The organism is Nocardioidaceae bacterium (assembly GCA_018672315.1).
Lineage (GTDB): Bacteria > Actinomycetota > Actinomycetes > Propionibacteriales > Nocardioidaceae > TYQ2.
This window is the reverse complement of sequence record CP076053.1, coordinates 1,679,666-1,702,564: the sequence shown is the minus strand read 5'-3', so window position 1 is coordinate 1,702,564 and position 22,899 is coordinate 1,679,666. Positions and strand designations below refer to the sequence as shown.

Below are 22,899 nucleotides of genomic sequence, written 5' to 3'. Positions count from 1 at the left end.
CCACCCTTGTGTGGTCGCGAGGGCCACGCCAGCGCTCAGCCCAGCGCAGAAATCGTCGCTATCTCCAGACCGGTACTCGCGATCCCCGCAGGACCGATGGGCAGTTCCGTGCCGGCTTGCGGCCCGAACGGTTCCCCGGTCACCCAGCGGGTCAACGCCCACAGGGTGGCCGACGAGACGCTGACGAGCATCCCGGATGCCAGTAGCACGGTGCGGAGGCGGCCAGCGGAGACCACGGCCGGCGCGGCGGCAGGGCGCACTCCCCACGCGAGCTGGAAGACGGCCAGCAAGGCGAAGAAGGCGCCCGAGACCCACCACACCCGGGCGTGGTCGGTCACCACAGCGACGTAGATGACGACCGAACCGAAGGAGGCGAGAGCTGCGATGCGGACTGCGGTATGGCTGCGGAGGGGCAGGGCACTCCTCGGTGACGGCGGTGATCTACTATTTCAGGTAGTAGATCACGTTCGACGGGTCTCGTCCCGCATGCAGGAGAGGGAGGCGCGTCATGAGGCACGCGTACCTGACAGGTCGCGTAGGTAGCCCCGTAGACGGGGGCAACGGCCTCGCCGACGGCACCAGCTGGCTGGTCGCCCTACTGGCGCTCCTGGTTCTCATCGCTGTCGCATGGTGGGCCGTGCGCCCGGCGCGCCGCGCCAAGCGGGCCGAGCGCCGGGCGCCGAGAGAGCCGGACCTGGCATCACCGCAGCATGGTCGCAAGCGGCGGCCCTGAGCGGTGCACGGATATCCATCACTGGACGGACCGGCCGACGCGCTCTCACAATCAAGACACACGTGCACGACAAAGGAGAACCGTGATTCGCACCCGATGCCGCATCACCTCCATGTCACACCGCCGTCCGAAGGTCCTCTCGACCACCGCAGCGCTCTTCTTCTTGCTGTCGGGTTGCAGCGACGGAAGCGAGTCAAGCGGCTCTGACGCTGACCGAGGCACGCCCGGAGCCCAGACCAACGACGCGGTAGCTCTCGCCGTGTCCCACGTGCACGGCCTGTCCCCGACGCAGGCCGGTGACGGGGTGCTGATCGCGACGCACCAAGGCCTGATCACGTATGCCGACGGACGCCTACGCCGTGTGGGCCAGCTGCGCAGCGACATGATGGGCTTCGCAGCGGGATCCGGGCAGCGGCTGTACGCCAGTGGTCACCCAGGTGAGGGCGAGGACGGGCCCGCCGCCCTGGGGCTGATCTCCTCGGCCGATGCAGGCCAGACCTGGCAGTCGGTCTCGCTGACCGGCCAGGTCGACTTCCACGCCCTCGACGCCTGGAGCGACGGCGTGGTCGGCTACGACGGCGCGAGCACCTCCCTGCTCCTCAGCGAGGACGAGGGCGCCACCTGGGCGCGACTCCCGCTCGTCGATCCCGTCGCGGACCTGGCTGCCTCCGAGGACGGTCGACTGGTCGCCACCACCCAAGCGGGGCTCCAGGTCAGCGACGACGGAGGCCGCTCGTTCCGGGTGGTCGACGGCGCCCCCACGCTCTACCTGGTGGACTTCGCCGAGGACGGAAGCCTCGTCGGTCTCGACATCGACGGCCGGGCGCACGTCAGCGACGACGACCTCTCGTCGTGGGAGGCCAGAGGCGTCGTCACGCAGGAGATGACCGCCATGACGACGACCCCCTCGGGTGACGTCTGGGTGTCCACCACGACCGGTCTGGTGCGGAGCCGCGACGACGGCGCGACCTTCTCCACCGCGGTCGCCTGGTAGCCGGCCTCGCCGCCGGGCGCTCTGGCCCGCAGGCGTCGTGGCGGCGAGGCCAGATCATCGGGGACTCATCTCGTGAGAGTCAGCGCGGGCCCGGCGACCAGACCCAGCACCACCGCGCCGGCCGCGCACGAGACAGCCAGCCGTCCGGCGGTGCGTCCCGCGAGGAGCGGTCCGGGGTCGCCCGTCGGAGGCGAGACACCTTGACCCCCGTCCCGGCCCTCGGCCCCGGACGTCGCCTGGCTGAGGCACGCCGCGAGCCACCGCAGGTAGTACGCGAGGCTCAGCACGGTGTTCAGGGCGACGATCACCGCGAGCCACCGCAACTCGGCCTCCCAGGTCACGGCGATGGTGAGCAGCTTCGCGACGAACACCGCCGTCGGCGGGGTCCCGACGAGGCCGAGGACGCCCACGCCGAGCGCTCCAATCAGGACCGGGCGGGACCGGCCGACCCCGCGCCAGTCAGCGACGGCGCGACGCTCGGGCTCGGCAGCCAGCACGGCGAAGCAGCCGAGGTTGGTGACGGCGTACGCGGCGAGGAACAGCAGCAGCGCCGGCAGCGCGTCATCGGAACCCGTGACGGCGGCTGCGGCGGCGAGCAGGTAGCCGACCTGGCTGATCGTCGACCACGCGAGCAGCCGGCGTACGTCTCGCTGCCCCAGCGCCGCGAGATTGCCGACCGTCATGCTCGCCGCGGCGATCGCCCCGATCAGAAGCGGCCAGGTGCGATCTTCGGGGAGGACCTCAAGGAGTCGCGCGATCGCCAGCACGGCACCGAGCTTGGGCACGGTCGTGAGGAACGCCCCGGTGACGGTCCACGACCCCTCGACGGCGTCAGGGACCCACGGGTGCGCCGGCACGGCGCCCGCCTTGAACAGCAGCCCGACCAGCAGCAGCACCACGCCAGCGACCGCGGCGGCCGAGGACACCTCCTCGAGTCGGCTGAGCGCCTCGTACGACGTGGCTCCACCGAGGCCGTAGAGCACGGCGGCCCCGAGCATCATCAGGATGCCTGAGAGCCCCCCGAGCAAGTAGGTCTTGACCGCCGCCTCGGGGGCCGAGGACCCTGCGGACAGACCGATCAGGCCGTAGAGCGGGATGCTGGCCAGCAGGAAGCCGACCACGAGGACCGCGAGGTCGGTGGCCCCTCCCACCAGGATCACCCCGAGTGCTCCCAGCAGGAGCATCACGTAGACCTCGGACTCGCGCGCATGACCGCGGATCTCGGCCCGGGCGAGGATGAGCAGCACCGCGAGCGAGAGGCCGACGACGAGGCGGAGCACGTCCGTGGTGGCGTCGACGGCGAAGGTGCCGGAGAAGGCCGACTGCGTCTGGGCCGTGATCCCCGCCGGGCCGGCCGCGGTCGCCAGCAAAGAAGCGGCCACGGCGACCCCGGCGGCCACCGCCACGCGGCGCTGACGCCAGCGTGGAGTCCAGGACCCCAGGAGCAGGCAGCCGATGGCTCCCACGAGCAGGCACAGCTCGGGCAGCAGCGCGAGGGTGTCCGCCGTCATCCCGTTCATCGCCAGGTCACCTGCTCACCAGCGACACCACGACAGCGGCCGCCGGTTCGACGAGGTCGAGCAGCGGGCGGGGCAGAACACCGACCGTGACGGAGAGGAGCAACAGCCCGGCGACCGGCGCCGACTCCCGGGCTCGTACGTCGGGGAACCCGTCGGACAGTCCGCCCACCGGCCCGGTGAGCAGCTGCTGCACCGCCCGGAGCATCACGGCGGTCATCAGCAGGATCCCCACCAACCCGACCGCCGCGACGGGGGTCGTCGCGATGCTCCCGGCGAAGACCTGCAGCTCCGCGACGAAACCGGAAAGGCCCGGCAGGCCGAGGGAGCCGAGGGCGGCGATGCCCAGCAGGGCGGCGAAGCGTGGCGCCGGCACGGCGAGGCCTCCGTACTCCCTCATCGTATAGCTCTCCCGACGCTGCCAGAGCACCCCGGCGAGCAGGAACAGCGCGCTGGTGAGCAGGCCGTGGCTGACCATCTGGGTGACGGCGCCGGAGACCGCCGTACGTCGCGCCTCGGTCTGGTCGCCCCCGTCAGCGGCCAGGCCGGCGGCCCCCAGGGCGAGGACAACGTAGCCCATGTGGTTGATCGAGGTGTAGGCGACCATCCGCTTGAGGTCGGTCTGTGCGAGCGCGACCAGCGCCCCCCACAGCACCGACGCGATGCCGACGCCGATCAGCCACGGGGCCCAGGCGCGGAACGCCTCGGGCAGCATCGGCATGGCGATGCGGACGAACCCGTAGGTGCCCAGCTTGAGCAGCACCCCGGCGAGCACCGCCGAGCCGATCGCGGGAGCGTCGGTGTGGGCGGGCGGCAGCCAGGTGTGGAACGGCACGGTCGGCGTCTTGATCGCCAGGCCCAGGAGGATCGCACCCAGCACCAGCACGCCGGTCGTCCCCGATCCCTGCAACGGCGGTGACGAGGCCAGCTCGACCATGTCGAAGGTGTGGGGTGCCGAGGCGATGTAGAGCCCGACGAAACCGAGCAGCAGCGCCAGCGACCCGAGGAAGGTGTAGAGGAAGAACTGCAGGGCCGAGCGGGCCCGGTCACCGTGTCCCCAGCCGTGGATGGAGAGGTACATCCCGACGATCGAGAGGTCGAAGAAGACGAAGAAGAGGATCAGGTCGGCGGAGGCGAACACGCCGAGGCACGTGGTCTCGAGGAACAGGAACAGGGCGGCCTGCAGGCGGGGACGCTGGTCCTCGGCGAGCGCGAACACCGCGCAGGCGAGGAACACGACCGTCGTCATCGCCGCGAGTGGCAGCGACAGCCCGTCGAGGCCGACGTGGTAGCTGGATCCGATGCCGGGGATCCACGGCACCCGCTCCTCGAAGGCGAGGCGGCCGGGGCCGGGGTTCTCGTAGGCCGTCCACAGCGCGACGACGCCGGCCACCTCGATCGCGGTGACGACCAGGAACGCCCGGCGGGCGAGACGGTCGCCGATGCCGGGCCACAGCAGTCCCACGGCGACGAGGAGCGGGAGGAACACCAGGACGGAGAGCACGGGCTACCTTCCGAGGAGCACGAGGGCGGACACGATGACGACGAGCACGAGCAGCGCGACGACGAGCTGCTGGTAGTAGTGGTGGAGCTGGCCGGTCGAGGACGGGCGCCGCACCAGTCGGCCCCCGTCGCGGGCACCGGCGGCGACGGCACGGACGCCCTGGTCGACCTGGGCGTCCCCGCGGTCGGTGCCACGGGCCAGCCGCAACGCGCCCGTGGCCACACCGGTCACGAGCGCGGCGAGCACGCGGTCGTCGACACGCGCCGCGAGGTCGGCTCCGCGCAGGGTGGGGCGTACGACGAGCGCGTGGATGACCTGCTCCAGGTGCAGCCACCCGTGCAGCAGGGCGCGCGCCCGTCCACGAGGCGGTGCCGTGCCGGGACCCGAGGACCGGCGTCGCAGCCACACGACGGACGCAGCGCCCGCCAGCAGCACCACCACGGCCGAGAGGACCAGCTCGTCGGTCGTCGGCTCCGCCGGCACCCGGCCGGGCAGGCGCTGCAGCACCTCGGGGAGGACGAAGACGCCGAGTGCCACGGCCGCAACCGCGAGCGGCGTCGAAGCCGCCGGCACGCGGCGGGGCACGACGCGGCTGCCGGGCAGCTCGTCGTCGAGGACCGGCAGCTGCCCGAGGTCGGAGGGAGGCGTCCGCAGCAGCGTCACCAGGGCGAGCGTCGCGTACGCCACGGCGACCACGGTCGCGACCAGTCCGGCGAGGTAGAGAGCGAGCGACTCCCCGTGGGCGGCGGCCAGCACCGCGTCCTTGGTGGCCCACAGCGAGAGCGGTGGCAGGCCGCCGAGCGCGAGCAGCGCGGCGACCGTGACCGCGCCGAGCGCCGGCCAGCGCCGGGCGGCGCCCGACAGCGTGGTGAGCTGCTTGCTGCCCAGGGCGTGCAGCCAGGCACCGGCGGCGAGAAAGAGCAGCGACTTCACGGCTGCGTGAGCTACGAGGTGGGCCGTTCCCGCGGCGGTGGCTCCCAGCCCCGCCGCCATCACCACGAGCCCGAGCTGGGCGGCCGTGGAGGCGGCGAGGAGCTGCTTGAGGTCGGTCTGAGCGAGCGCCACGAGGCCCAGGGCGACAGCGGTCGTGACCCCGGCCCAAGCGGTGACCGGGCCGGCCCAGCCGGTGGCCGCGAGCAGCGGTGAGAGCCTCACGAGGAGGTAGCCGCCGAGCGCGACCATGGCGGCGGAGTGCAGCAGCGCCGACACCGGGCTCGGCCCGTCCATGGCGCGGGAGAGCCAGAACGAGAACGGGAGCTGCGCTGCCTTGCCCAGTGCGGCGACCAGCACCCCCGCGGCGACGACGTCGAGCCAGCCGGGACTCGTCGTGGTCAGCGCGTCCAGGCTCAGGTCGGTCCGCCCCGCCAGTGCCGCCGCCACCGCGACGTAGAGCCCGAGGTCCGCCGCCCGGGTGGTCAGGAACGCGGTGGCGCCCGACCCGACCGCACCCGGGTCGCGGTGGCGGTACCCGATCAGTGCGTAGGACGCGGCTCCCATCAGCTCCCACCCGAGGAGCAGGGTCGGCAGGGTGCTCGCGAGGACCGTGAGCGTCGCGGCTGCGGCGAAGAGCAGCATCATGCCGACGAAGCGGGCCTGACGGGTCTCGGCGACGGCGGTGGCGACGACCATGACCAGCATCGCGACCACCAGGATCATCGGCAGCAGCACCTGGGCCGGGCCGGTCGCCGCGAGCCCGAGGTCGGCCCCGGCGACGAAGGGAGCGGTGACGGTGGTGCCGGCGTCCACCACCGCGTACGACGCCACGGCGCTCACCCCGAGCACGCCGACACCGAGCGACGGTGCGAACCGGTCGCGGCCGGGCACCGGGACGGGCAGTGCGAGCACTGCCCCGACCAGCGCCGGGCCCAGGAGCACCGTGAGCAGTATCGCGGTCACGCCTCACCGTCCGCGACGCGTTCGTGGAGGTCTGTGAGCATGTCGGTCATGTCCGCACCCGCGCGCCGGTGAAGCAGGGTCGCCACCGCGAACCCGGTGGCCATCTCGACCGTCATGGCGGCGAGCACGACCAGCAGCAGCACCTGGCCGGAGGGGTCCGGGGACAGGAACCACCAGAGGCCCCCGAGCGCGAGCAGCACCCCGGCGATCATCAGCTCCAGGCCCATCATCACCATCACGACGACCTGTTGGGACAGGGCACCGTAGAGCCCCACCGCGACGAGGGCGGAGGCGATGAGCAGCACGGTCTCGAGGGTCATCGGGAGGCCTTCTGACCGGTGGAGCCGCCACCGACGCGAGGTGGGTCCGACGGGGGCTGGTCCAGGTCGTCGCCCAACCGGTCGTAGCGGCTGCGGGCGGAGGACAGCACGACACCGACGACGATGGTGCCGACCATGACCGGGCCCACGGCCATCATCACGAGCATGTGGCTCTCCATGATCGCCCGACCCAGGGCGGCCGTGACGTCCGGCGAGGGCGCACCGCGCCGCGTCGGCCACGGCACGAGCACGGCGCCGGACCCCAGCACGACGAAGGTGACGACCGCGACACCGACGGCGGTGCGGTGGGAGTGCACCATGCTCATCGGCATGAGGGCCGGGTTCATCCCCATGAACATCATCATGTAGACGGCCATGACGGCCATCTCCATGATCATCATCAGCACCACGATCACGCCGAGGTAGTCCTGCTGCATCAGCAGCAGTGCGGCACCGGTGGCCAGGAACGAGGTCATCAGCGCATACGTCGCGCGGGCCATGGAGTCGAACACGAACACCAGGGCGCCCGCCACCACGGCGACCACCCCGCAGACCCAGAAGGTCACGTCGACCAGCACGCTGCTGTCGATCGCGAACGTCGTCATCGCAGCACCACCACGACCCCCACGACAAGGTCCTGCGCCACGACCAGGGGCAGCAGCTTGGTCCACAGGGGCTCCATCAACCGGTGCACCCGCCAGGCGGGGAGTCGTCCCGCGACGAAGGCGAGCCCCGCGGTCAGCGCCAGCGCCTTGACGACGACCCAGACCGCAGCGGGAAGCAGAGGCCCCGCTCCCCCACCGAGGAACAGCGGCACGGCGACCGCCGCGCCGGCACCCAGCAAGGCGTGACGCCCGAGACGAGCCACGAGGAGATCGGGTCCCGAGAGCTCGGCCAGCACGCCGCAGGTGGACTCCGACCCAGCCGGGGCGGCCAAGGGGCCCAGCACGGCGAAGCCGAGCACCCCGACCAGGTAGGCGGCGAACGCCACGGGCATCCACACGGCGTACCAGAGACCGGTCTGGGCGGCCCCGATGGCGGCGAGGTCGAGGCTGCTCGCGGCGAGCGCCGGGGCGACGATGGCGAACATCAGCGGCAGCTCGTAGGCCAGCCCCAACGCGAGGAACCGGTAGCCCCCGACCAGACCGACCACCGAGTTGGCCCCCCACCCGAGAAGCCAGACCAGGCCCCAGACGGCGATGTCGAGGGTGTTCGTCCACACCACGCCGACGGGGCTCGCGAGCAGCGCCTCGTCCCCGAAGGGCACCAGCGCCAGCAGCAGCGCAGCGGTCGGCAAGAGGCCCCAGGCGCCCAGCCGCCACAGGGGCAGGTCGGCCGCGAGGGTGCGTCGCCGACGTTGCCGCACGAGACGCACCGCCTCGACGGGGCCGTGGCTGACCGATATCGGGAGCGGACGACCGGTCGCGACGGCGCGGACCGCGCTGGAGGTCCACGCCAGGGCCAGGACGAGGACGAGGACGGCGAGCTCAGGCATCGCTGCCCTGCTCGGTCAGGTCTGACGGCGATCCGTGCGGACGACAGTGCAGGAGCGGCGCGTAGGAGGCGACCAGGAGACGCACGTCGCCGAGGTCGCGCCCGGCGAGCACCGCCACGAGGTCGTCGTCGTCCAGGGGGTCCGCGTCACCGTCGAGCTGGCGTAGAAGCGTGCTGACCGCCTCGCCGGGCAGCACCCCCAGGCGCTTGAGCCTCCTCAAGCGCCGCCGCAGACCCGGGGCGTCGCGACCCGCAGGGCCGCCTGATCCCTCCGCGCGATTCCGGCGAGCGCGGTGGGCCCAGCGCTCGTCGCCGACGAGGGACAGGACCGTGGCGACCGCGTCCAGCGCGTCGGTCGCTCCTCCGCGGTCGTCGGCGAGCGACGACACACCGGTGCGCGCCCACCACCTCACCTCGACCTCAGCCACCGTGTCGCCGTGCAGTCTCGTGGTCAGCTGCAGACCCCCGGGCCACCGGTCGAGCAAGGGCCCCAGGGGGTGCTCGAGCACGTCCATCTCGAGTCCGTCCCGATCCTCCGCGCCCCCGGCGAGCGGAACTCCGCCCGGGGCCATGTCCATGCCCTCGTGGTCGTGGTCGCCGCCGCCGCCATCGTGGTGGTCCTCGTGCTCGTGGGACGTGTCAGCGTGGTCGTCGTGACCCAGGCTCACCCAGGGCTCGACCAGGTCGGTCGGGCGCTGGCGCGCATCACGCCGCACCGCCTCCGCGTCGCGCAGAGCGCGCCGTGCCCGGTCCAACGCCGGAGCGGCCTCACGCGCATCCGTGATTGTGGTGCGGGTGCGGGGTCCGGGCAGCTGGGACCACAGCAGCTGCTCGGCGTCGACGAGGGCGGCGGGCGTCGCGCCGGCCAGCAGCAGCACGTCGGCCGAGGCTGGGCTCTCGGCGGCCAGCCAGTGCCGGCGGTCGAGCTCGTCCTCGACCGCCATGCGTACGGCCGCGCCGCCGGGCGACTCGACGACGTACACGCGGGGTCGGACGGTCGCTGCGGAGACCAGTCGTCGCCTCAGGCCCACCGGAAGGCCCCCTCGCGGCGCGCCCAGGCCACGGCGGCGAGCAGTACGCCGAGGAACACGAACATCTCGATGACCGCCCCGGGACCGAGCTCGGCGACGACGACGGCCCACGGGTACATGAAGAGCATCTCCACGTCGAAGGCCAGGAACACCACGCTCGCGGCGTACCACCGCGGGTGGTAGCGCGACAGGGCGTGCTGGGTGGGCACGCGGCCCGACGCCTGCGGCAGCACCAGGAGGGGGGTCCGCGCGTCGGCCAGGCTCCAGTGGAAGGCCGCAAGCATCAGGCCTGCCGCGACGAGCATGGCCAGCAGGGTGACGAGACTCAGCACGACAGCTCCTCTCGGGGTTCTGCGACGGATGCTCCAAACAGGGATACTATGCGGGGGTATAGTATCAATACGACAACACGGCAGGTGAACGAGCCGACGCCCAGGCACGCTCGGGCCGGGCGGTGTCGCCGGGGAGAGGTCGATGTGGCGGACACGACGCCTGGCGAGGGTGCAGGGACCTCCTCTGGAGACCACCAGCACGGCTACATCCACGACAAGGACGGCTACCTCAAGCGGCTTCGCCGCATCGAGGGACAGGCCCGCGGGCTGCAGCGGATGGTCGAGGAGGAGAAGTACTGCATCGACATCCTCACCCAGGTGTCCGCCATGACGAAGGCCTTGCAGTCCGTCGCGCTGGGCTTGCTTGACGAGCACCTGAAGCACTGCGTCGTCGATGCCGCCAAGGCAGATGACGCCGCAGCTCGAGCCAAGATCCGAGAGGCCTCGGACGCCATCGCCCGCCTCGTCAAGTCCTGAGCTCAGCCGCTAACGCCGCGTCAAGAAGGAGAATCCAGTGTCACACCCCCCGGGAGGCCCCCGCCTCACCTGCATTCGCCGGAACCTCGACTCGACCACCCGGCGAGACCGTCAGTGATGGGCGGTGGCGCCGGTCTGGGATTCGGCCTGTTGATGATGATCGGTCTGGTGCTGATCGTCGTGGTCGTCGTCTGGGCGCTGCTCGGGGGTGTCAGCGGCCGGACCGGGGACCAGAAGTCTTCCCAGGCGCCTTCGTCTTCGTCTGAGCTCTCCGCGCGCGAACTGCTGGACCAGCGCTACGCGCGCGGAGAGATCGACGACGAGGACTACGAACGGCGCAAGCGCGCGATGGGCAGCGACTGAATGCGTCCTGTCGGTCGTCGTCGCTTTCTCGCTCTGGGTGGGCTCGGAGTCGCGAGCGCCGTCACGGGCGCCACCGGACTCTTCGTCCAGCGCAGCACCCTCGACGTCGTGACGGGCCAGGACCTGAGGGAGCCCCCCGTCCTGAGCAGCACGGGCGGAACCCTCGACGCACGCCTCGTTGCGGCCGAGACCGAGCACGAGGTGGGGGGCGTCGCCGCACGCACGATGAGCTACAACGGCGGACTTCCCGGACCGACGCTGCGAGCGCGCCCCGGCGAGACGATCCGCCTCCAGCTGGTGAACCGCCTCGACCAGCCGACCAACCTGCACGTCCACGGTCTGCACGTCTCACCCGAGGGTCGCAGCGACAACGTCTTCCTGACCGTCGGCCCTGGCGAGGAGCAGGCCTACGAGTACCGCATCCCCTCCGACCACCCGACGGGACTCTTCTGGTACCACCCCCACCTTCACGGCAGCGTCGCCGAGCAGGTCTTCTCCGGGCTGTACGGCGCCATCCTCATCGAGGGGTCGGACGACGGGGTCCCTGTCGCACGCACTCGGCTCATCGTGGTCTCCGACATCACCCTGGGCGGTGACGGCACCGTCCGCAGCGGCTCGATGGAGGAGCACATGACCGGCCGCGAGGGCGACCAGGTGCTCCTGAATGGACAGGTGATGCCCCGGCTCCAGCTCACGACCGGCGAGACCGAGCGGTGGCAGATCGTCAACGCTTGCTCTTCGCGCTACCTCAGCCTCGGCCTGCCGGGCCACTCGCTGCAGCTGCTCCGCCGCGACGGGCACCGGCTCCCCCAGTCGCGCGACGTCAGGTCGGTCGACCTCGTTCCGGGCAACCGGGCGGATCTCCTCGTGACGCCCGGCAGCGGCAGTTCCCGGCTGGTATCGGCGGCCGTGAACCGGTCGGCCGGCATGGGAGGGATGTTCGGCGGGTCCGTGTCGCCGGAGGTGGAGCTGGCCACCGTCGTGACGAGCGGGTCGAGCCGGGAGGGTCGGGATGGCAGGGGGCTTCTCTCTGCGTCCACGCTGTCGGCCCCTGCCCTCCGCGACCTCAGGGACGAGCAGGTCGCCAGACGACGGACCCTGACGCTGACCACCGGCGGCGGAATGATGGGGATGGGTGGCGGCATGAGTTTCGGCTTCGACGGCAGAGCGTACGACGCCAACCGCGTCGATCAGCGCGTGGACGCCGGAGCCGTCGAGGAGTGGACGATCCGCAACGCGAGCACGATGGACCACCCCTTCCATCTCCACGTGTGGCCCATGCAGCTCATCGAAGAGGACGGCGCTCCCCGGAACGAGGTGGGGCGGCTCGATGTGGTCAACGTGCCTGCCGATGGTGAGGTGAAAGTGCTCATCGCATTCGATGACTACACGGGCAGCAGCGTGTACCACTGCCACATCCTCGACCACGAGGATCGAGGCATGATGGGTGTCGTGGAGGTGCGATGACCTGTCAGTCCACGCATCGGCAACATCGACGCCACCCGGGGCTCCGTCGCTGGAAGGTAGCGCCGACTCTGGCCGCAGTCGCGATGCTCCTCGCAGCCTCGTGTTCCGTCGATGGTGAAGACGACGCGGGCGTCGCCCAGGGGACCCGGTTCGCCCACGTCCATGGCCTAGGGGTCAATCCAGCAGACGACCGTCTGTACGTCGCGTCGCACACGGGCGTCTTCCGGCTGGAGTCGGACGGATTCAGTCGGGTCGCCGATCGCTACCAGGACACCATGGCCTTCGCTATCGCCGGGCCCGATCGATTCTTGGCCAGTGGGCACCCGGACCTGCGCGAGGACCTTCCCACGTTCCTCGGACTGATCGAGTCGACCGACGCTGCACGGACCTGGACTCCGGTGTCCCTGAGCGGCGAAGCGGACTTCCACGCCCTGGAGACAGTGGGCGGCACGTTCTACGGCCTCGACTCGCAGTCGGGCGATCTGCTGGTCTCGCGTGACGGGACGCGATGGGAGTCGTGGGGACGCGTCCCAGCAGTCGACCTCGCGGCCGACCCCGATGGACGTCGCGTCGTCTTGTACACCGACCCTCGCGGCGGCCTCCGTCGCCTTCAGTCCGGCCGCGCCCCCGAGCGCATCGCGACGGCACCTCCGCTCGCGCTGGTCGACTGGCAGCCCGGGGCGCTCGTCGGTCTGGGACCCGACGGCGACGTGCAGGTGAGCGTCGACGAAGGGGTCACCTGGGTGTCGCGGGGTCGGCTGCCGGGAGCGCCCCAGGCGCTCGAAACCGGGAGCAAACGCTGGTTCGCCGCCATCGACGGCGCGATCCTGATCTCGCAAGACGAGGGCGACTCCTGGACCGAGATCACAACCGCTGTCGACCTGTGAAAGTTGAGTCCCCGATAGTGGTGTAGCGCGAGGTCGCCCAGATCGTCACCGGCATGGGGCCGGACGAGGACGCGGCCACCACGTGATCCTTCGAGTTCACCTCTCACAGCTCTCTCGAACGGACCCCACGATGACCGCTCCACACATTGTCGACCCTGCAGGCCTCCTCGAAGAAGCCCTGGGCGAGGCGAGCCCTGACCTGTTGCGGCAGCTGCTGCAGACGATGATCAACGCACTGCTCTCTGCCGACGCCGACGCCGTGGTCGGCGCCGAGTATGGCCGCCCCAGCGCTGGTCGCACGTCTCAGCGCAACGGCTACCGGCACCGGCCGCTGGACACCCGCGTCGGCACCGTCGACGTCGCCGTGCCCAAGCTCCGCAAGGGCACCTACTTTCCCGAATGGCTCCTCGAGCGCCGAAAGCGCGCAGAGTCAGCGCTCATCACCGTCGTGGCGGACTGCTACCTCGCCGGCGTCTCGACCCGCCGGATGGACAAGCTCGTCAAGCAGCTCGGCATCGACTCGCTCTCGAAGTCCCAGGTCTCCCGGATGGCGGTCGAGCTCGACCAGCACGTCGAGGAGTTCCGCCACCGACCCCTCGACGGGGCCGGGCCGTTCACCTTCGTCGCCGCCGACGCCCTGACGATGAAGGTCCGCGAGGGCGGCCGCGTGGTCAACGCCGTCGTGCTCGTCGCGACCGGCGTGAACGGCGACGGGCACCGCGAGGTCCTCGGCATGCGCGTCGCGACCAGCGAGACCGGGGCCGCCTGGAACGAGTTCTTCGCCGACCTGGTCGCCCGCGGCCTGGCTGGGGTCGGGCTCGTCACCTCCGACGCCCACGCCGGCCTCGTCGACGCGGTCGCAGCGAACCTGCCCGGCGCGGTGTGGCAGCGCTGCAGGACGCACTACGCCGCGAACCTGATGGCTGTGACGCCGAAGGCGATGTGGCCGGCGGTGAAGGCGATGCTCCACTCGGTCTACGACCAGCCCGACGCCGACTCGGTGCACGCGCAGTTCGACCGCCTCATCGACTACGTCGACCAGCGGTTGCCCGCGGTGCACGACCACCTCGACGGCGCCCGCGCCGACATCCTGGCGTTCACCACGTTCCCGAAGGACGTGTGGTCCCAGATCTGGTCCAACAACCCCGCCGAGCGGCTCAACCGAGAGATCCGCCGCCGGACCGACGCCGTGGGGATCTTCCCCAACCGCGAAGCCATCGTCCGGCTCGTCGGCGCCGTCCTGGCTGAGCAGACCGATGAGTGGGCCGAAGGCCGCCGCTACCTCGGCCTCGAGGTCCTCACCCGCTGCAGACTCACCACCGTCCTCGACACCGACGCCCAGATCGGAGGCGACGACCTGCCCTCACTGACCGCCTGAACCACCCGGTGAAGGAGAACGCAGCGCTACACCACTACCTGGGACTTGACCCCTGTGAAGGCAGTACCTGCCGGGGGCTGACCCGCGCGGGCCATCACGCGCACCGCTGCGAGTCGAAGATTCTCGAGTTCGAGACTTCACCGACTGCTGGCGTCGGGTGACGAGCGTGGCGCGCGGCCTCGACGGGTGCGTGAGGTCGTCTCAGCGCTTGAAGGGCTGGCGGCCGTCGAACCGGCCAAACCCCCACCGACTTCACGCTGGTCGCTCCGGGCCGCCGACCGACGTCGCCTGCGGCCTGCCGACACCGCTTCGATCTTCTTTGGCGACCCGACGCCGAGCAGCTGCGTGACCTCATCTCATCACCGCCACTCAGACCCATGATCGCGTCAGATCTCACGAATCATCCCGACGGCCACGCCCCATGGTGACCAGCGCTACCGACACGGTGAGGATGACCGCCCAGTACCGCGGAGCGTCTTGGAAGCCCTGCTTGCCTGGAAGCGCTCAACAGCCGACATGGCGGCCATCCCACCTGCGGCGCCCACGCCGATCGCGGGCAGCGTCATCGCCGCCGTCCAAGCCATAGCCCCCCGATGGCGCACCCTGCGGTCGATCGAGATGCGGTTGTCGGCAGGATGTCGAGGTCATCGCTAAAGGGTGGACCCCGCGCTTCCAGGCGCTTAGCCGTTTGCTTAGTGTCGCGAAGGCAGGGGCGGTACATCCTCAAGCTAGGACCTTGTCCTAGGGCTTCCGGCGCACGGGTGCGGATGACAGGTGGCTGTCTCTGTGACCGTCTGAGTGATGGGTCAGGCTGCAGTCTTGCGCAGCCGCTTCTTGAGGTGCTTCTTGACCTCCAGGGGTGTCCTTCCTGCCATGTAGGCGCCGTGGTTGGGGCGGGCGGTGTTGTAGTCGACCAGCCAGGCCTGCAGCGACCGGTCCAGCAGCCTGACGTCATCGACCCGCCCGCGGTGGAATTGGGGCCGGTAGAACTCATCGAGCACGGTCCCGTGGAACCTCTCGCACACCGAGTTGTGGTTCGGCGACCGGGGCGGAATCCGGTGATGTGTCAGCCCGAGCTCAGCGGCACGGGTCGTGAACGCCTTGCCGGTGAACTCCGGGCCGTTGTCGGTGAGCACACCGTCCAGGCCGATGCCGTGCTGACGCAGCGCCCTTCGGAGGTGGTCCAAGAACGCCGCCGCGACGGCTGCGGTCTTGTCCCCCACGATCAGCTGCACGACCGCGGTGCGGGTCGCGACATCGACCGCGGTGAGCTGCCAGACCCCGCCGATGCCTTTGAGCCGGCGGGGCCTTACAACGGGGGTACGGCTGCGCTGCTTTCGCACACGCGGCTGCTGCGCGTACAGGTGACTGCTCGGCTCGCTGCCAAGGGATCGCAGAATGAGTTCTGCGGGAACACCCGACCGCAACTTTTCCATGCCAAGCGTCGGCGAGACCGTTGGTCGTGGCCAGGATCCTCGACACGGGTGGCGAATCGCCGTGATGACCCTTCACAAACTTCACGCAGGCGACGGCTACACCTATCTCACCCGGCAGGTCGCCGCCGCGGACATCGGCCGCTCTCCTGGCCAGCTTCTGGCGGACTACTACGTCGCGTCAGGCAATCCGCCAGGGCGATGGATCGGTTCTGGCGCGCACGATCTGGGCGTGGACGGCATCGTCGAAGAGCGTCAGATGAGAGCCCTGTTCGGCAAGGGGCTCCATCCGGATGCCGAGCAGATAGTGGCGCTCGAAGTAGCCGCTGGCGCCACCGCTACCGAAGCCGCTCAGGCCGCCAAGCTGGGTCGCGTGTTCCCGGCGTACACGCCCCTGGGGCCTCGCGCCGAACGCGTCGCTGCCCGTATCGCCTCATTGACAGCCAAGCTCGGCCACTCCCCCAGCGTCGCGATCCAACAGCGGATCGAGCAGGCCGAGCGCCGTAAGGAGCGCAAGCCGGTCGCTGGGTACGACCTCGTCTTCACGCCGGTGAAGTCGGTATCTGTCCTGTGGGGCCTGGGGCCTGCGTGGATTCGCGAACAAGTTGAAGAGGCGCATCACGCCGCCGTCGCTGACACCCTCGCCTGGCTCGAGCGAGAGACCGCCTTCGCCCGCATCGGTGACCGGGGCGAGCAGCAGATCGAGACCCGCGGCTTCATCGCCGCTGCGTTCGATCACTTCGACTCGCGCGCCGGAGATCCCGACCTCCACACACACGTCGCCATCGCGAACAAGGTCCGCGCACTGCAGGACAGAGACGACGGATGCCCGAGGTGGCTCGCGCTCGACGCGCGAGCGCTCCACGCAGCCGCCGTCGCCGCCTCGGAGCGATACAACACCCGCATCGAGGACCAGATCGTCCGCCGACTCGGAGTCGAGTTCGTCGACCGTCCGGGCAGCGGTCGCGATCAGAAACGGGTCATCCGCGAGGTCGACGGTGTGCCCATTGCGTTGATCCGGCACTTCTCGCGACGCCGAGCGGCGATCGAGACCCGGCTCGATCAGCTCGCCGTCGACTACCGCCTGCGGCACGGCCGGGACCCAGACAACACGGCGAACCTCCGCCTCGCTCAGCAGGCGACCTTGGAGACCCGGCAGGGCAAGCCGGCACCCGTCGCGCTGGCCGCGAAAATTCAAGACTGGCGCACGCAGGCCATCGAAGTCGTCGGTGCTGCACGGCTTGAGGCCCTCGGCCGTCCGCTGAGCGGACGGACGAAAGATCCAGCCGTTGAGAACCGAACCGTGAATGAACTGGCTCAGGGAGTTCTGTCTGAGCTCTCGGCACGACGGTCGACGTGGACCCGATGGAACGTCATCGCCGAGGCGGAACGGCAGTTGCGTACACACCGATTCGCTTCCGCCGTAGATCGTGAGATCGCCACCACCGCACTTGTCGATCGCGCCCTCTCCCCCGACCTCGCCACTGCGCTCACTCCAACCGTCGACGCGCAGCTCAGCACGCCAAGCGCGACGACATCGCTGAATCCTGGTCAACGACGACGTGATGGCAGCAGCGTCCTGACCCAGCATGGAGCGGGGCGGTGGACCGTCCCTTGGATCCTCGACGCCGAGCGCCGGCTGCTTGACCACGCCGCCGCAGCCACGACGTACGCGATGGACCCGCAGTCTGCGTCGACGGCGGTCACGGACTTTGATCAGGCGGAGAGCGGTGGGCTCGATGCCTCGCAGCGGTCGCTCGCGGTCGGGTTCGCCTCCGACCCTCGTCGACTCGTCGTCGGTATCGGCCCGGCGGGTGGGGGCAAGACGACGGCCATGCGGGCGCTCGCGTACGCCTGGAGAGGCGAAGGCAGGCGACTCGTCCCCCTCGCGCCCACCGCGTCAGCTGCCGAGGTCCTGTCTGCCGAGCTCGGCTGCCGTGCGGAGAACCTTCACAAGTTCCACCACGCCCTGACCCAGTCGACGTTCGAAGAGCAACCGACTGCGGACGGTGCGCCAACCACAGATGAGTGGTTCACGCTGCGCCGAGGCGATCTCGTCCTGGTTGACGAAGCCGGGATGGCCGGGACGAAGATGCTCGACTGGCTCATCACCTATGCGCGCGAGCGCGGGGCACTCGTACGTCTGCTCGGGGACCCGGCGCAGATGTCACCCGTTGAGGCGGGAGGTGCCCTGTCGCTGCTGGCGCAACAGACGCCGACGTACGAGCTTACCGACCTGCACCGCTTCTCCGACCCGGGTGAGGCGGCCGCGACACTCGCGATCCGCAACGGTGACCGTGCCGGCCTCGACTTCTACCTCCGCGCGGACCGCGTCCACGGAGGGATCCGCGCCGGCATGACGCACGACGCCTTCACCGCCTGGACCCGCGACACCGAGCGCGGACTACGTAGCCTCCTCATCGCCGACACCGCCGCCGACGTACGACGCCTCAACTCACGCGCTCGAGCCACACGAGTGGCCACCGGCGACGTCGACGCTGACGGAGTCGCTCTGCACGATCATACCCGGGCTGGCGTCGGCGACGTGGTGGTCACCCGCCGCAACGACCGACGCCTCTCCCTGACCCGCGGCGCCTTCGTCAAGAACGGGGACCACTGGACCGTCACCGCCCGGCACGCCGACGGTTCGCTCGGCGTACGCCACACCGGCACCGGCGCGAGCACGCGACTGCCTGCCGCGTACGTCGCCCGCGACGTGGAACTCGGCTACGCCACCACCGTCACCCGCGCGCAGGGCGCCACCGCTGACACTGCCCACGCCCTGATTTCCACCCGCACGACGCGCGAGGCGCTGTACGTCGCCCTCACCCGAGCCCGGCACAGCACCACCGTCTACGTCGCCATTAGCGACACCACGGGTGAGCACCTCGACCAGGATCCCGCGTCCCCCGAGGACGTCCTCGAAGCAGTGCTCGCACACACCTCGGCACAACAGCCCGCTACGCCGCTACTACCGAAGGCGCAGAGGCCCGAGACGGCCCCTGGACCACACGACGAACCGCCATCGAATCCGCCGGTCCGGCGCCGGACTGCGCCACTCGCGCACGCCACGACCGGACCGGTCCGGCGCATGTGAGCGTCCCGCCTGCACTTTTCGTCGGAGCTATTCACAAACCGGGGTGACCCTCTTGTCAGGACGATTCGCGGGGTTTCTGATTGTCGTGGGTTGTCGCAACCGGTCTCGGCCGGGCCGTCAGCGGTGATCTTGGTAGCAGGTCGCCGGCGGTGAGGTGAGAGATGACGAATCGGATCAAGGACGCACGGCTGCAGCACGGATGGTCACAGACCCAGCTGATCACCGAACTGACCAAGGCCGGCGCACGCAAGGGCACCAAGCTCCCGTCACGGGAGACGCTGAAGTCGCGCGTCTCGCGCTGGGAGAACGGGCGGGCCGTGCCCGACGACTTCTACCGCAGCCTGCTGCGCGAAGTACTCGGCCGCGACGACGTCGAGCTCGGCTTCGTCGACGCCGGAATCACCACGCGACTCGGCGCCGAGGACGAGCTCAAGAACCGACTGTCATTGGAGCGCGTCCCCGACCCCGAGCTGCTGTCGCTGCTCGCCGGCCAGACCGAAGCGATCAGACGCATGGACCGTCAATACGGCGCCGGACAACTCCTCGAGCAGATGCGCGGACACGTTGCGCACCTGGAGGACCTGGTCCACTTCGCCGCCTTCGACGCCGTTCGTGCGGCGTACGCACGCCTGCTCGCCGATGCCGCCGCTCTCGCTGCCTGGCAGGCCCTCGACCTGGGCGGGCTGCAGCAGTCCTACCGGCTCTACGAGACCGCCAACCGCGCCGCGAGCGCTGCGGGCGACCGCGAGCTGCACGCCTTCGTACGCATGGAGATGGCGCACGTGCTCGCCGATCTCGGCTACCTCGACGACGCTGCTCAGCTCGCCCACGACGTGTGGGGGACGTTCAAGAACGACGTCGGCGGCGCGCTGCGGTGCTGGCTCGTCTCGGCCGTGGGCGAGATGCTCGCGCACGCCGGCAAGGCTACCGAGGCGCGCTCCGCACTCGCGCTCGCCGAGCGGCTCTCCCCCGCCCTCGACGGTGACCGTCCGACGTACCTGGTCTTCAACGACGTCCACCTTCACCGGTGGACCGGTCACAGCCTGGCAATGATGGGCGACGTCGCGGCCGACAGCCTGCTGCGGCAGGCGCGCAGCGACATGGACAAGACGTTCACCCGAGCGGCCGTGTCGCTGGGCGTCGACCTCGCCCAGTGCGCTCTTCTGACCGGCGACCGCGAGCGAGCCGACATCGAGCTCAGAGACGCCGAAGCGAGCGCACACAAGATCGGCTCGCTCCGGCAGCTCGGCCGGGTCGCCACGCTGCGACGCGAGAAGATGTAGCCGGCTCAGGCAGTCCGAGAGGCCAGCAGGTAGAGCACTGCGGTGACCGACGCGCCGTCGCGGATCTCGCCGCCGCTCACCATCGCGAGGAGTTCGTCAACCTCGACCCAGCGGGTCGCGCCCGCTTCCTCGGCATCCGTGGGCTCGCCCGCGTGGGAGAGGCCGTCGAGCACGAACACTTGATGCGGACTGTCGGCGATCCCCAGCATCGGCTGAAAGGTGAGAGCCTCGGTGCATCCGGTGGCCTGCCAGCCGGTCTCCTCCCGCAGCTCGCGCACGGCAGCCGCCGCGGGGTCTTCGCCTGCCTCGACGATGCCGGTCGGCAGCTCCCACCCCCAGGAGTCGTCGACGAAGCGGTGGCGGCGCATCATCAGCACTGAGTCGCCGGGATCGCTGAGAGGGACGCAGACCACGACGCGCTGCATCCGCACGACGTGATGCTCGAACCGTCGACCGGTGGGGGTCTGCACGTCGACGAGTTCGACGCGAAGCCAGGGCGGGCCGTCATAGACGGTGCGCGAGCTGAACGCGTCCCACCGACGCGAGACCTCCCCCGAGCCATCAACTGACGTGTCCAGCCGCGCTTCGTCGCGCTCGTCGTCCATGAAGTCCGACGCTACCCGCATCGACGGGTAGCGCCGGTTGCCGTCGCAGCCGCGCGGCAACGCAACACGAGACCGCTTCTGCCGCGTACGCGGAAATCCGACGCTTCTCGGGACGAGAGGAGCAGTCATGGACACCCCTTGGGTCGACGCCGTCAACCACTGCGCGTACGTTATCGAGGCTGACGAGATGCCGCTGTTCCGGCAGCTCCTGGTGATGGAGGCGTACAACGAGCTCGTCGAAGGCCGCGAGCTCGACGTCCCACCGGTATCGGTGGCGCGCATGCCGATCGAAGACGCTCTCGATCGCGCCTCCGAAGCCGCTGAGCACCTGCTCGCCGAGACCATCGACGCAGCCACACGATCACGCTGGATGCGGGCCCTGCTGTTCCTCCAGGGAGCAGCGTCGTCGTGACCGAGTCGTACGGGCCGTATCAGGAGTTCGCCGCTCTCGCCCTGCAACATCTGGTCACGCAGCGTTCAACGCTCCAGCCGGAGAGCATCACGCCGGTGCTGCAGGCCCGGAACCAGATCATCCTGACGCTTCGCGATCGCGCAGCGCTTCTCGGCGCGCGCCGACGCGTCGACCTCGAACCTCGTAGTTGAGTCCCCGATAGTGGTGTAGCGCGAGGTCGCCCAGATCGTCACCGGCATGGGGCCGGACGAGGACGCGGCCACCACGTGATCCTTCGAGTTCACCTCTCACAGCTCTCTCGAACGGACCCCACGATGACCGCTCCACACATTGTCGACCCTGCAGGCCTCCTCGAAGAAGCCCTGGGCGAGGCGAGCCCTGACCTGTTGCGGCAGCTGCTGCAGACGATGATCAACGCACTGCTCTCTGCCGACGCCGACGCCGTGGTCGGCGCCGAGTATGGCCGCCCCAGCGCTGGTCGCACGTCTCAGCGCAACGGCTACCGGCACCGGCCGCTGGACACCCGCGTCGGCACCGTCGACGTCGCCGTGCCCAAGCTCCGCAAGGGCACCTACTTTCCCGAATGGCTCCTCGAGCGCCGAAAGCGCGCAGAGTCAGCGCTCATCACCGTCGTGGCGGACTGCTACCTCGCCGGCGTCTCGACCCGCCGGATGGACAAGCTCGTCAAGCAGCTCGGCATCGACTCGCTCTCGAAGTCCCAGGTCTCCCGGATGGCGGTCGAGCTCGACCAGCACGTCGAGGAGTTCCGCCACCGACCCCTCGACGGGGCCGGGCCGTTCACCTTCGTCGCCGCCGACGCCCTGACGATGAAGGTCCGCGAGGGCGGCCGCGTGGTCAACGCCGTCGTGCTCGTCGCGACCGGCGTGAACGGCGACGGGCACCGCGAGGTCCTCGGCATGCGCGTCGCGACCAGCGAGACCGGGGCCGCCTGGAACGAGTTCTTCGCCGACCTGGTCGCCCGCGGCCTGGCTGGGGTCGGGCTCGTCACCTCCGACGCCCACGCCGGCCTCGTCGACGCGGTCGCAGCGAACCTGCCCGGCGCGGTGTGGCAGCGCTGCAGGACGCACTACGCCGCGAACCTGATGGCTGTGACGCCGAAGGCGATGTGGCCGGCGGTGAAGGCGATGCTCCACTCGGTCTACGACCAGCCCGACGCCGACTCGGTGCACGCGCAGTTCGACCGCCTCATCGACTACGTCGACCAGCGGTTGCCCGCGGTGCACGACCACCTCGACGGCGCCCGCGCCGACATCCTGGCGTTCACCACGTTCCCGAAGGACGTGTGGTCCCAGATCTGGTCCAACAACCCCGCCGAGCGGCTCAACCGAGAGATCCGCCGCCGGACCGACGCCGTGGGGATCTTCCCCAACCGCGAAGCCATCGTCCGGCTCGTCGGCGCCGTCCTGGCTGAGCAGACCGATGAGTGGGCCGAAGGCCGCCGCTACCTCGGCCTCGAGGTCCTCACCCGCTGCAGACTCACCACCGTCCTCGACACCGACGCCCAGATCGGAGGCGACGACCTGCCCTCACTGACCGCCTGAACCACCCGGTGAAGGAGAACGCAGCGCTACACCACTACCTGGGACTTGACCAACCTCGTCGACGGCAGATCACCACTATCGGCGTCGCAAGCCGCCCACTGTCACACGTCGCGA

General features: G+C 70.2%; 22 protein-coding genes. 11 read left to right on the top strand and 11 right to left on the bottom strand.

Annotation, left to right across the window (positions count from 1 at the left end):
• Positions 1-35: 35 nt before the first annotated feature.
• Positions 36-338, bottom strand: coding sequence for a hypothetical protein (locus tag KLP28_08010; protein QWC86602.1), 303 nt, complete (start codon positions 336-338; stop codon positions 36-38).
• A gap of 654 nt (positions 339-992) precedes the next feature.
• Here KLP28_08010 and KLP28_08005 point away from each other — a divergent pair.
• The gene (locus KLP28_08005) at positions 993-1,727 is read left to right on the top strand and encodes a glycoside hydrolase (GenBank protein QWC86601.1); all 735 of its coding nucleotides are present in this window, start codon (positions 993-995) and stop codon (positions 1,725-1,727) included.
• 65 nt (positions 1,728-1,792) lie between these two features.
• Here the strand turns inward: KLP28_08005 and KLP28_08000 are convergent, their stop codons facing one another.
• From KLP28_08000 to KLP28_07965, 8 genes are read right to left on the bottom strand one after another with little or no spacing between them, the layout of a single operon-like run.
• Positions 1,793-3,238, bottom strand: a complete 1,446-nt coding sequence (locus KLP28_08000; protein QWC86600.1) for a hypothetical protein — start codon at positions 3,236-3,238, stop codon at positions 1,793-1,795.
• Between the two features lie 16 nt (positions 3,239-3,254).
• Positions 3,255-4,748 (bottom strand): NADH-quinone oxidoreductase subunit M, encoded by a 1,494-nt coding sequence (locus KLP28_07995; protein ID QWC86599.1) that lies wholly within the window; start codon positions 4,746-4,748, stop codon positions 3,255-3,257.
• 3 nt (positions 4,749-4,751) lie between these two features.
• Positions 4,752-6,644, bottom strand: coding sequence for a hypothetical protein (locus KLP28_07990; protein QWC86598.1), 1,893 nt, complete (start codon positions 6,642-6,644; stop codon positions 4,752-4,754).
• Positions 6,641-6,964: an NADH-quinone oxidoreductase subunit K gene (locus KLP28_07985; protein ID QWC86597.1), complete on the bottom strand. Its 324-nt coding sequence runs from the start codon at positions 6,962-6,964 to the stop codon at positions 6,641-6,643. The genes KLP28_07990 and KLP28_07985 overlap by 4 nt, the downstream gene beginning before the upstream one ends.
• Positions 6,961-7,569, bottom strand: a complete 609-nt coding sequence (locus tag KLP28_07980; protein QWC86596.1) for a hypothetical protein — start codon at positions 7,567-7,569, stop codon at positions 6,961-6,963. Before KLP28_07980 ends, KLP28_07985 begins: the two co-directional genes overlap by 4 nt.
• Entirely contained in the window at positions 7,566-8,459 is an 894-nt protein-coding gene (locus KLP28_07975) for an NADH-quinone oxidoreductase subunit H (GenBank protein QWC86595.1), read from the bottom strand. The genes KLP28_07980 and KLP28_07975 overlap by 4 nt, the downstream gene beginning before the upstream one ends.
• The gene (locus KLP28_07970; GenBank protein ID QWC86594.1) at positions 8,452-9,489 is read right to left on the bottom strand and encodes a hypothetical protein; all 1,038 of its coding nucleotides are present in this window, start codon (positions 9,487-9,489) and stop codon (positions 8,452-8,454) included. Before KLP28_07970 ends, KLP28_07975 begins: the two co-directional genes overlap by 8 nt.
• Complete coding sequence (locus tag KLP28_07965) at positions 9,480-9,821, bottom strand: NADH-quinone oxidoreductase subunit A (protein ID QWC86593.1); 342 nt, start codon at positions 9,819-9,821, stop codon at positions 9,480-9,482. The genes KLP28_07970 and KLP28_07965 overlap by 10 nt, the downstream gene beginning before the upstream one ends.
• A 207-nt stretch (positions 9,822-10,028) precedes the next feature.
• Between KLP28_07965 and KLP28_07960 the strand changes: the two genes are divergently transcribed.
• The 5 genes from KLP28_07960 to KLP28_07940 all read left to right on the top strand — a co-directional run bounded on the left by KLP28_07960 (position 10,029) and on the right by KLP28_07940 (position 14,393).
• Positions 10,029-10,298, top strand: coding sequence for a metal-sensitive transcriptional regulator (locus tag KLP28_07960; protein QWC86878.1), 270 nt, complete (start codon positions 10,029-10,031; stop codon positions 10,296-10,298).
• Between the two features lie 117 nt (positions 10,299-10,415).
• Positions 10,416-10,661, top strand: coding sequence for an SHOCT domain-containing protein (locus tag KLP28_07955; GenBank protein QWC86592.1), 246 nt, complete (start codon positions 10,416-10,418; stop codon positions 10,659-10,661).
• 108 nt (positions 10,662-10,769) lie between these two features.
• Positions 10,770-12,128: a multicopper oxidase family protein gene (locus tag KLP28_07950; GenBank protein ID QWC86591.1), complete on the top strand. Its 1,359-nt coding sequence runs from the start codon at positions 10,770-10,772 to the stop codon at positions 12,126-12,128.
• A gap of 275 nt (positions 12,129-12,403) precedes the next feature.
• Positions 12,404-13,015, top strand: a complete 612-nt coding sequence (locus KLP28_07945) for a hypothetical protein (GenBank protein ID QWC86590.1) — start codon at positions 12,404-12,406, stop codon at positions 13,013-13,015.
• Between the two features lie 130 nt (positions 13,016-13,145).
• Positions 13,146-14,393 (top strand): IS256 family transposase, encoded by a 1,248-nt coding sequence (locus tag KLP28_07940; protein ID QWC86589.1) that lies wholly within the window; start codon positions 13,146-13,148, stop codon positions 14,391-14,393.
• Between the two features lie 806 nt (positions 14,394-15,199).
• Here the strand turns inward: KLP28_07940 and KLP28_07935 are convergent.
• Positions 15,200-15,736 (bottom strand): DDE-type integrase/transposase/recombinase, encoded by a 537-nt coding sequence (locus tag KLP28_07935; protein ID QWC86588.1) that lies wholly within the window; start codon positions 15,734-15,736, stop codon positions 15,200-15,202.
• Between the two features lie 157 nt (positions 15,737-15,893).
• Between KLP28_07935 and KLP28_07930 the strand changes: the two genes are divergently transcribed.
• Positions 15,894-18,923: a relaxase domain-containing protein gene (locus KLP28_07930; protein QWC86587.1), complete on the top strand. Its 3,030-nt coding sequence runs from the start codon at positions 15,894-15,896 to the stop codon at positions 18,921-18,923.
• A 161-nt stretch (positions 18,924-19,084) separates the two neighbouring features.
• Positions 19,085-20,206: a helix-turn-helix domain-containing protein gene (locus tag KLP28_07925; protein ID QWC86586.1), complete on the top strand. Its 1,122-nt coding sequence runs from the start codon at positions 19,085-19,087 to the stop codon at positions 20,204-20,206.
• Between the two features lie 5 nt (positions 20,207-20,211).
• Here KLP28_07925 and KLP28_07920 read toward each other — a convergent pair whose 3' ends face one another.
• Complete coding sequence (locus KLP28_07920) at positions 20,212-20,811, bottom strand: NUDIX hydrolase (protein QWC86585.1); 600 nt, start codon at positions 20,809-20,811, stop codon at positions 20,212-20,214.
• A 127-nt stretch (positions 20,812-20,938) separates the two neighbouring features.
• On the opposite strand from KLP28_07920, the gene KLP28_07915 reads away from it, so the two are divergent.
• From KLP28_07915 to KLP28_07905, 3 genes are all read left to right on the top strand, one after another.
• A complete protein-coding gene (locus tag KLP28_07915; GenBank protein ID QWC86584.1) occupies positions 20,939-21,223 on the top strand; it encodes a hypothetical protein in 285 nt (94 codons plus the stop codon).
• Positions 21,220-21,414, top strand: a complete 195-nt coding sequence (locus KLP28_07910; GenBank protein ID QWC86583.1) for a hypothetical protein — start codon at positions 21,220-21,222, stop codon at positions 21,412-21,414. Before KLP28_07915 ends, KLP28_07910 begins: the two co-directional genes overlap by 4 nt.
• Before the next feature lie 123 nt (positions 21,415-21,537).
• Positions 21,538-22,785, top strand: a complete 1,248-nt coding sequence (locus tag KLP28_07905) for an IS256 family transposase (protein ID QWC86582.1) — start codon at positions 21,538-21,540, stop codon at positions 22,783-22,785.
• Positions 22,786-22,899: the final 114 nt, after the last annotated feature.

Bases quoted from the DNA above. Each gene is read 5' to 3' on its own strand.
- KLP28_07940 (QWC86589.1), top strand. From the start codon at position 13,146: ATGACCGCTCCACACATTGTCGACCCTGCAGGCCTCCTCGAAGAAGCC.
- KLP28_07905 (QWC86582.1), top strand. From the start codon at position 21,538: ATGACCGCTCCACACATTGTCGACCCTGCAGGCCTCCTCGAAGAAGCC.
- KLP28_07915 (QWC86584.1), top strand. From the start codon at position 20,939: ATGGACACCCCTTGGGTCGACGCCGTCAACCACTGCGCGTACGTTATC.
- KLP28_07930 (QWC86587.1), top strand. From the start codon at position 15,894: ATGACCCTTCACAAACTTCACGCAGGCGACGGCTACACCTATCTCACC.
- KLP28_07945 (QWC86590.1), top strand. From the start codon at position 12,404: ATGGCCTTCGCTATCGCCGGGCCCGATCGATTCTTGGCCAGTGGGCAC.
- KLP28_07925 (QWC86586.1), top strand. From the start codon at position 19,085: ATGACGAATCGGATCAAGGACGCACGGCTGCAGCACGGATGGTCACAG.
- KLP28_07980 (QWC86596.1), bottom strand. From the start codon at position 7,569: ATGACGACGTTCGCGATCGACAGCAGCGTGCTGGTCGACGTGACCTTC.
- KLP28_07955 (QWC86592.1), top strand. From the start codon at position 10,416: ATGGGCGGTGGCGCCGGTCTGGGATTCGGCCTGTTGATGATGATCGGT.
- KLP28_07920 (QWC86585.1), bottom strand. From the start codon at position 20,811: ATGGACGACGAGCGCGACGAAGCGCGGCTGGACACGTCAGTTGATGGC.
- KLP28_08000 (QWC86600.1), bottom strand. From the start codon at position 3,238: ATGACGGCGGACACCCTCGCGCTGCTGCCCGAGCTGTGCCTGCTCGTG.
- KLP28_07975 (QWC86595.1), bottom strand. From the start codon at position 8,459: ATGCCTGAGCTCGCCGTCCTCGTCCTCGTCCTGGCCCTGGCGTGGACC.
- KLP28_07985 (QWC86597.1), bottom strand. From the start codon at position 6,964: ATGACCCTCGAGACCGTGCTGCTCATCGCCTCCGCCCTCGTCGCGGTG.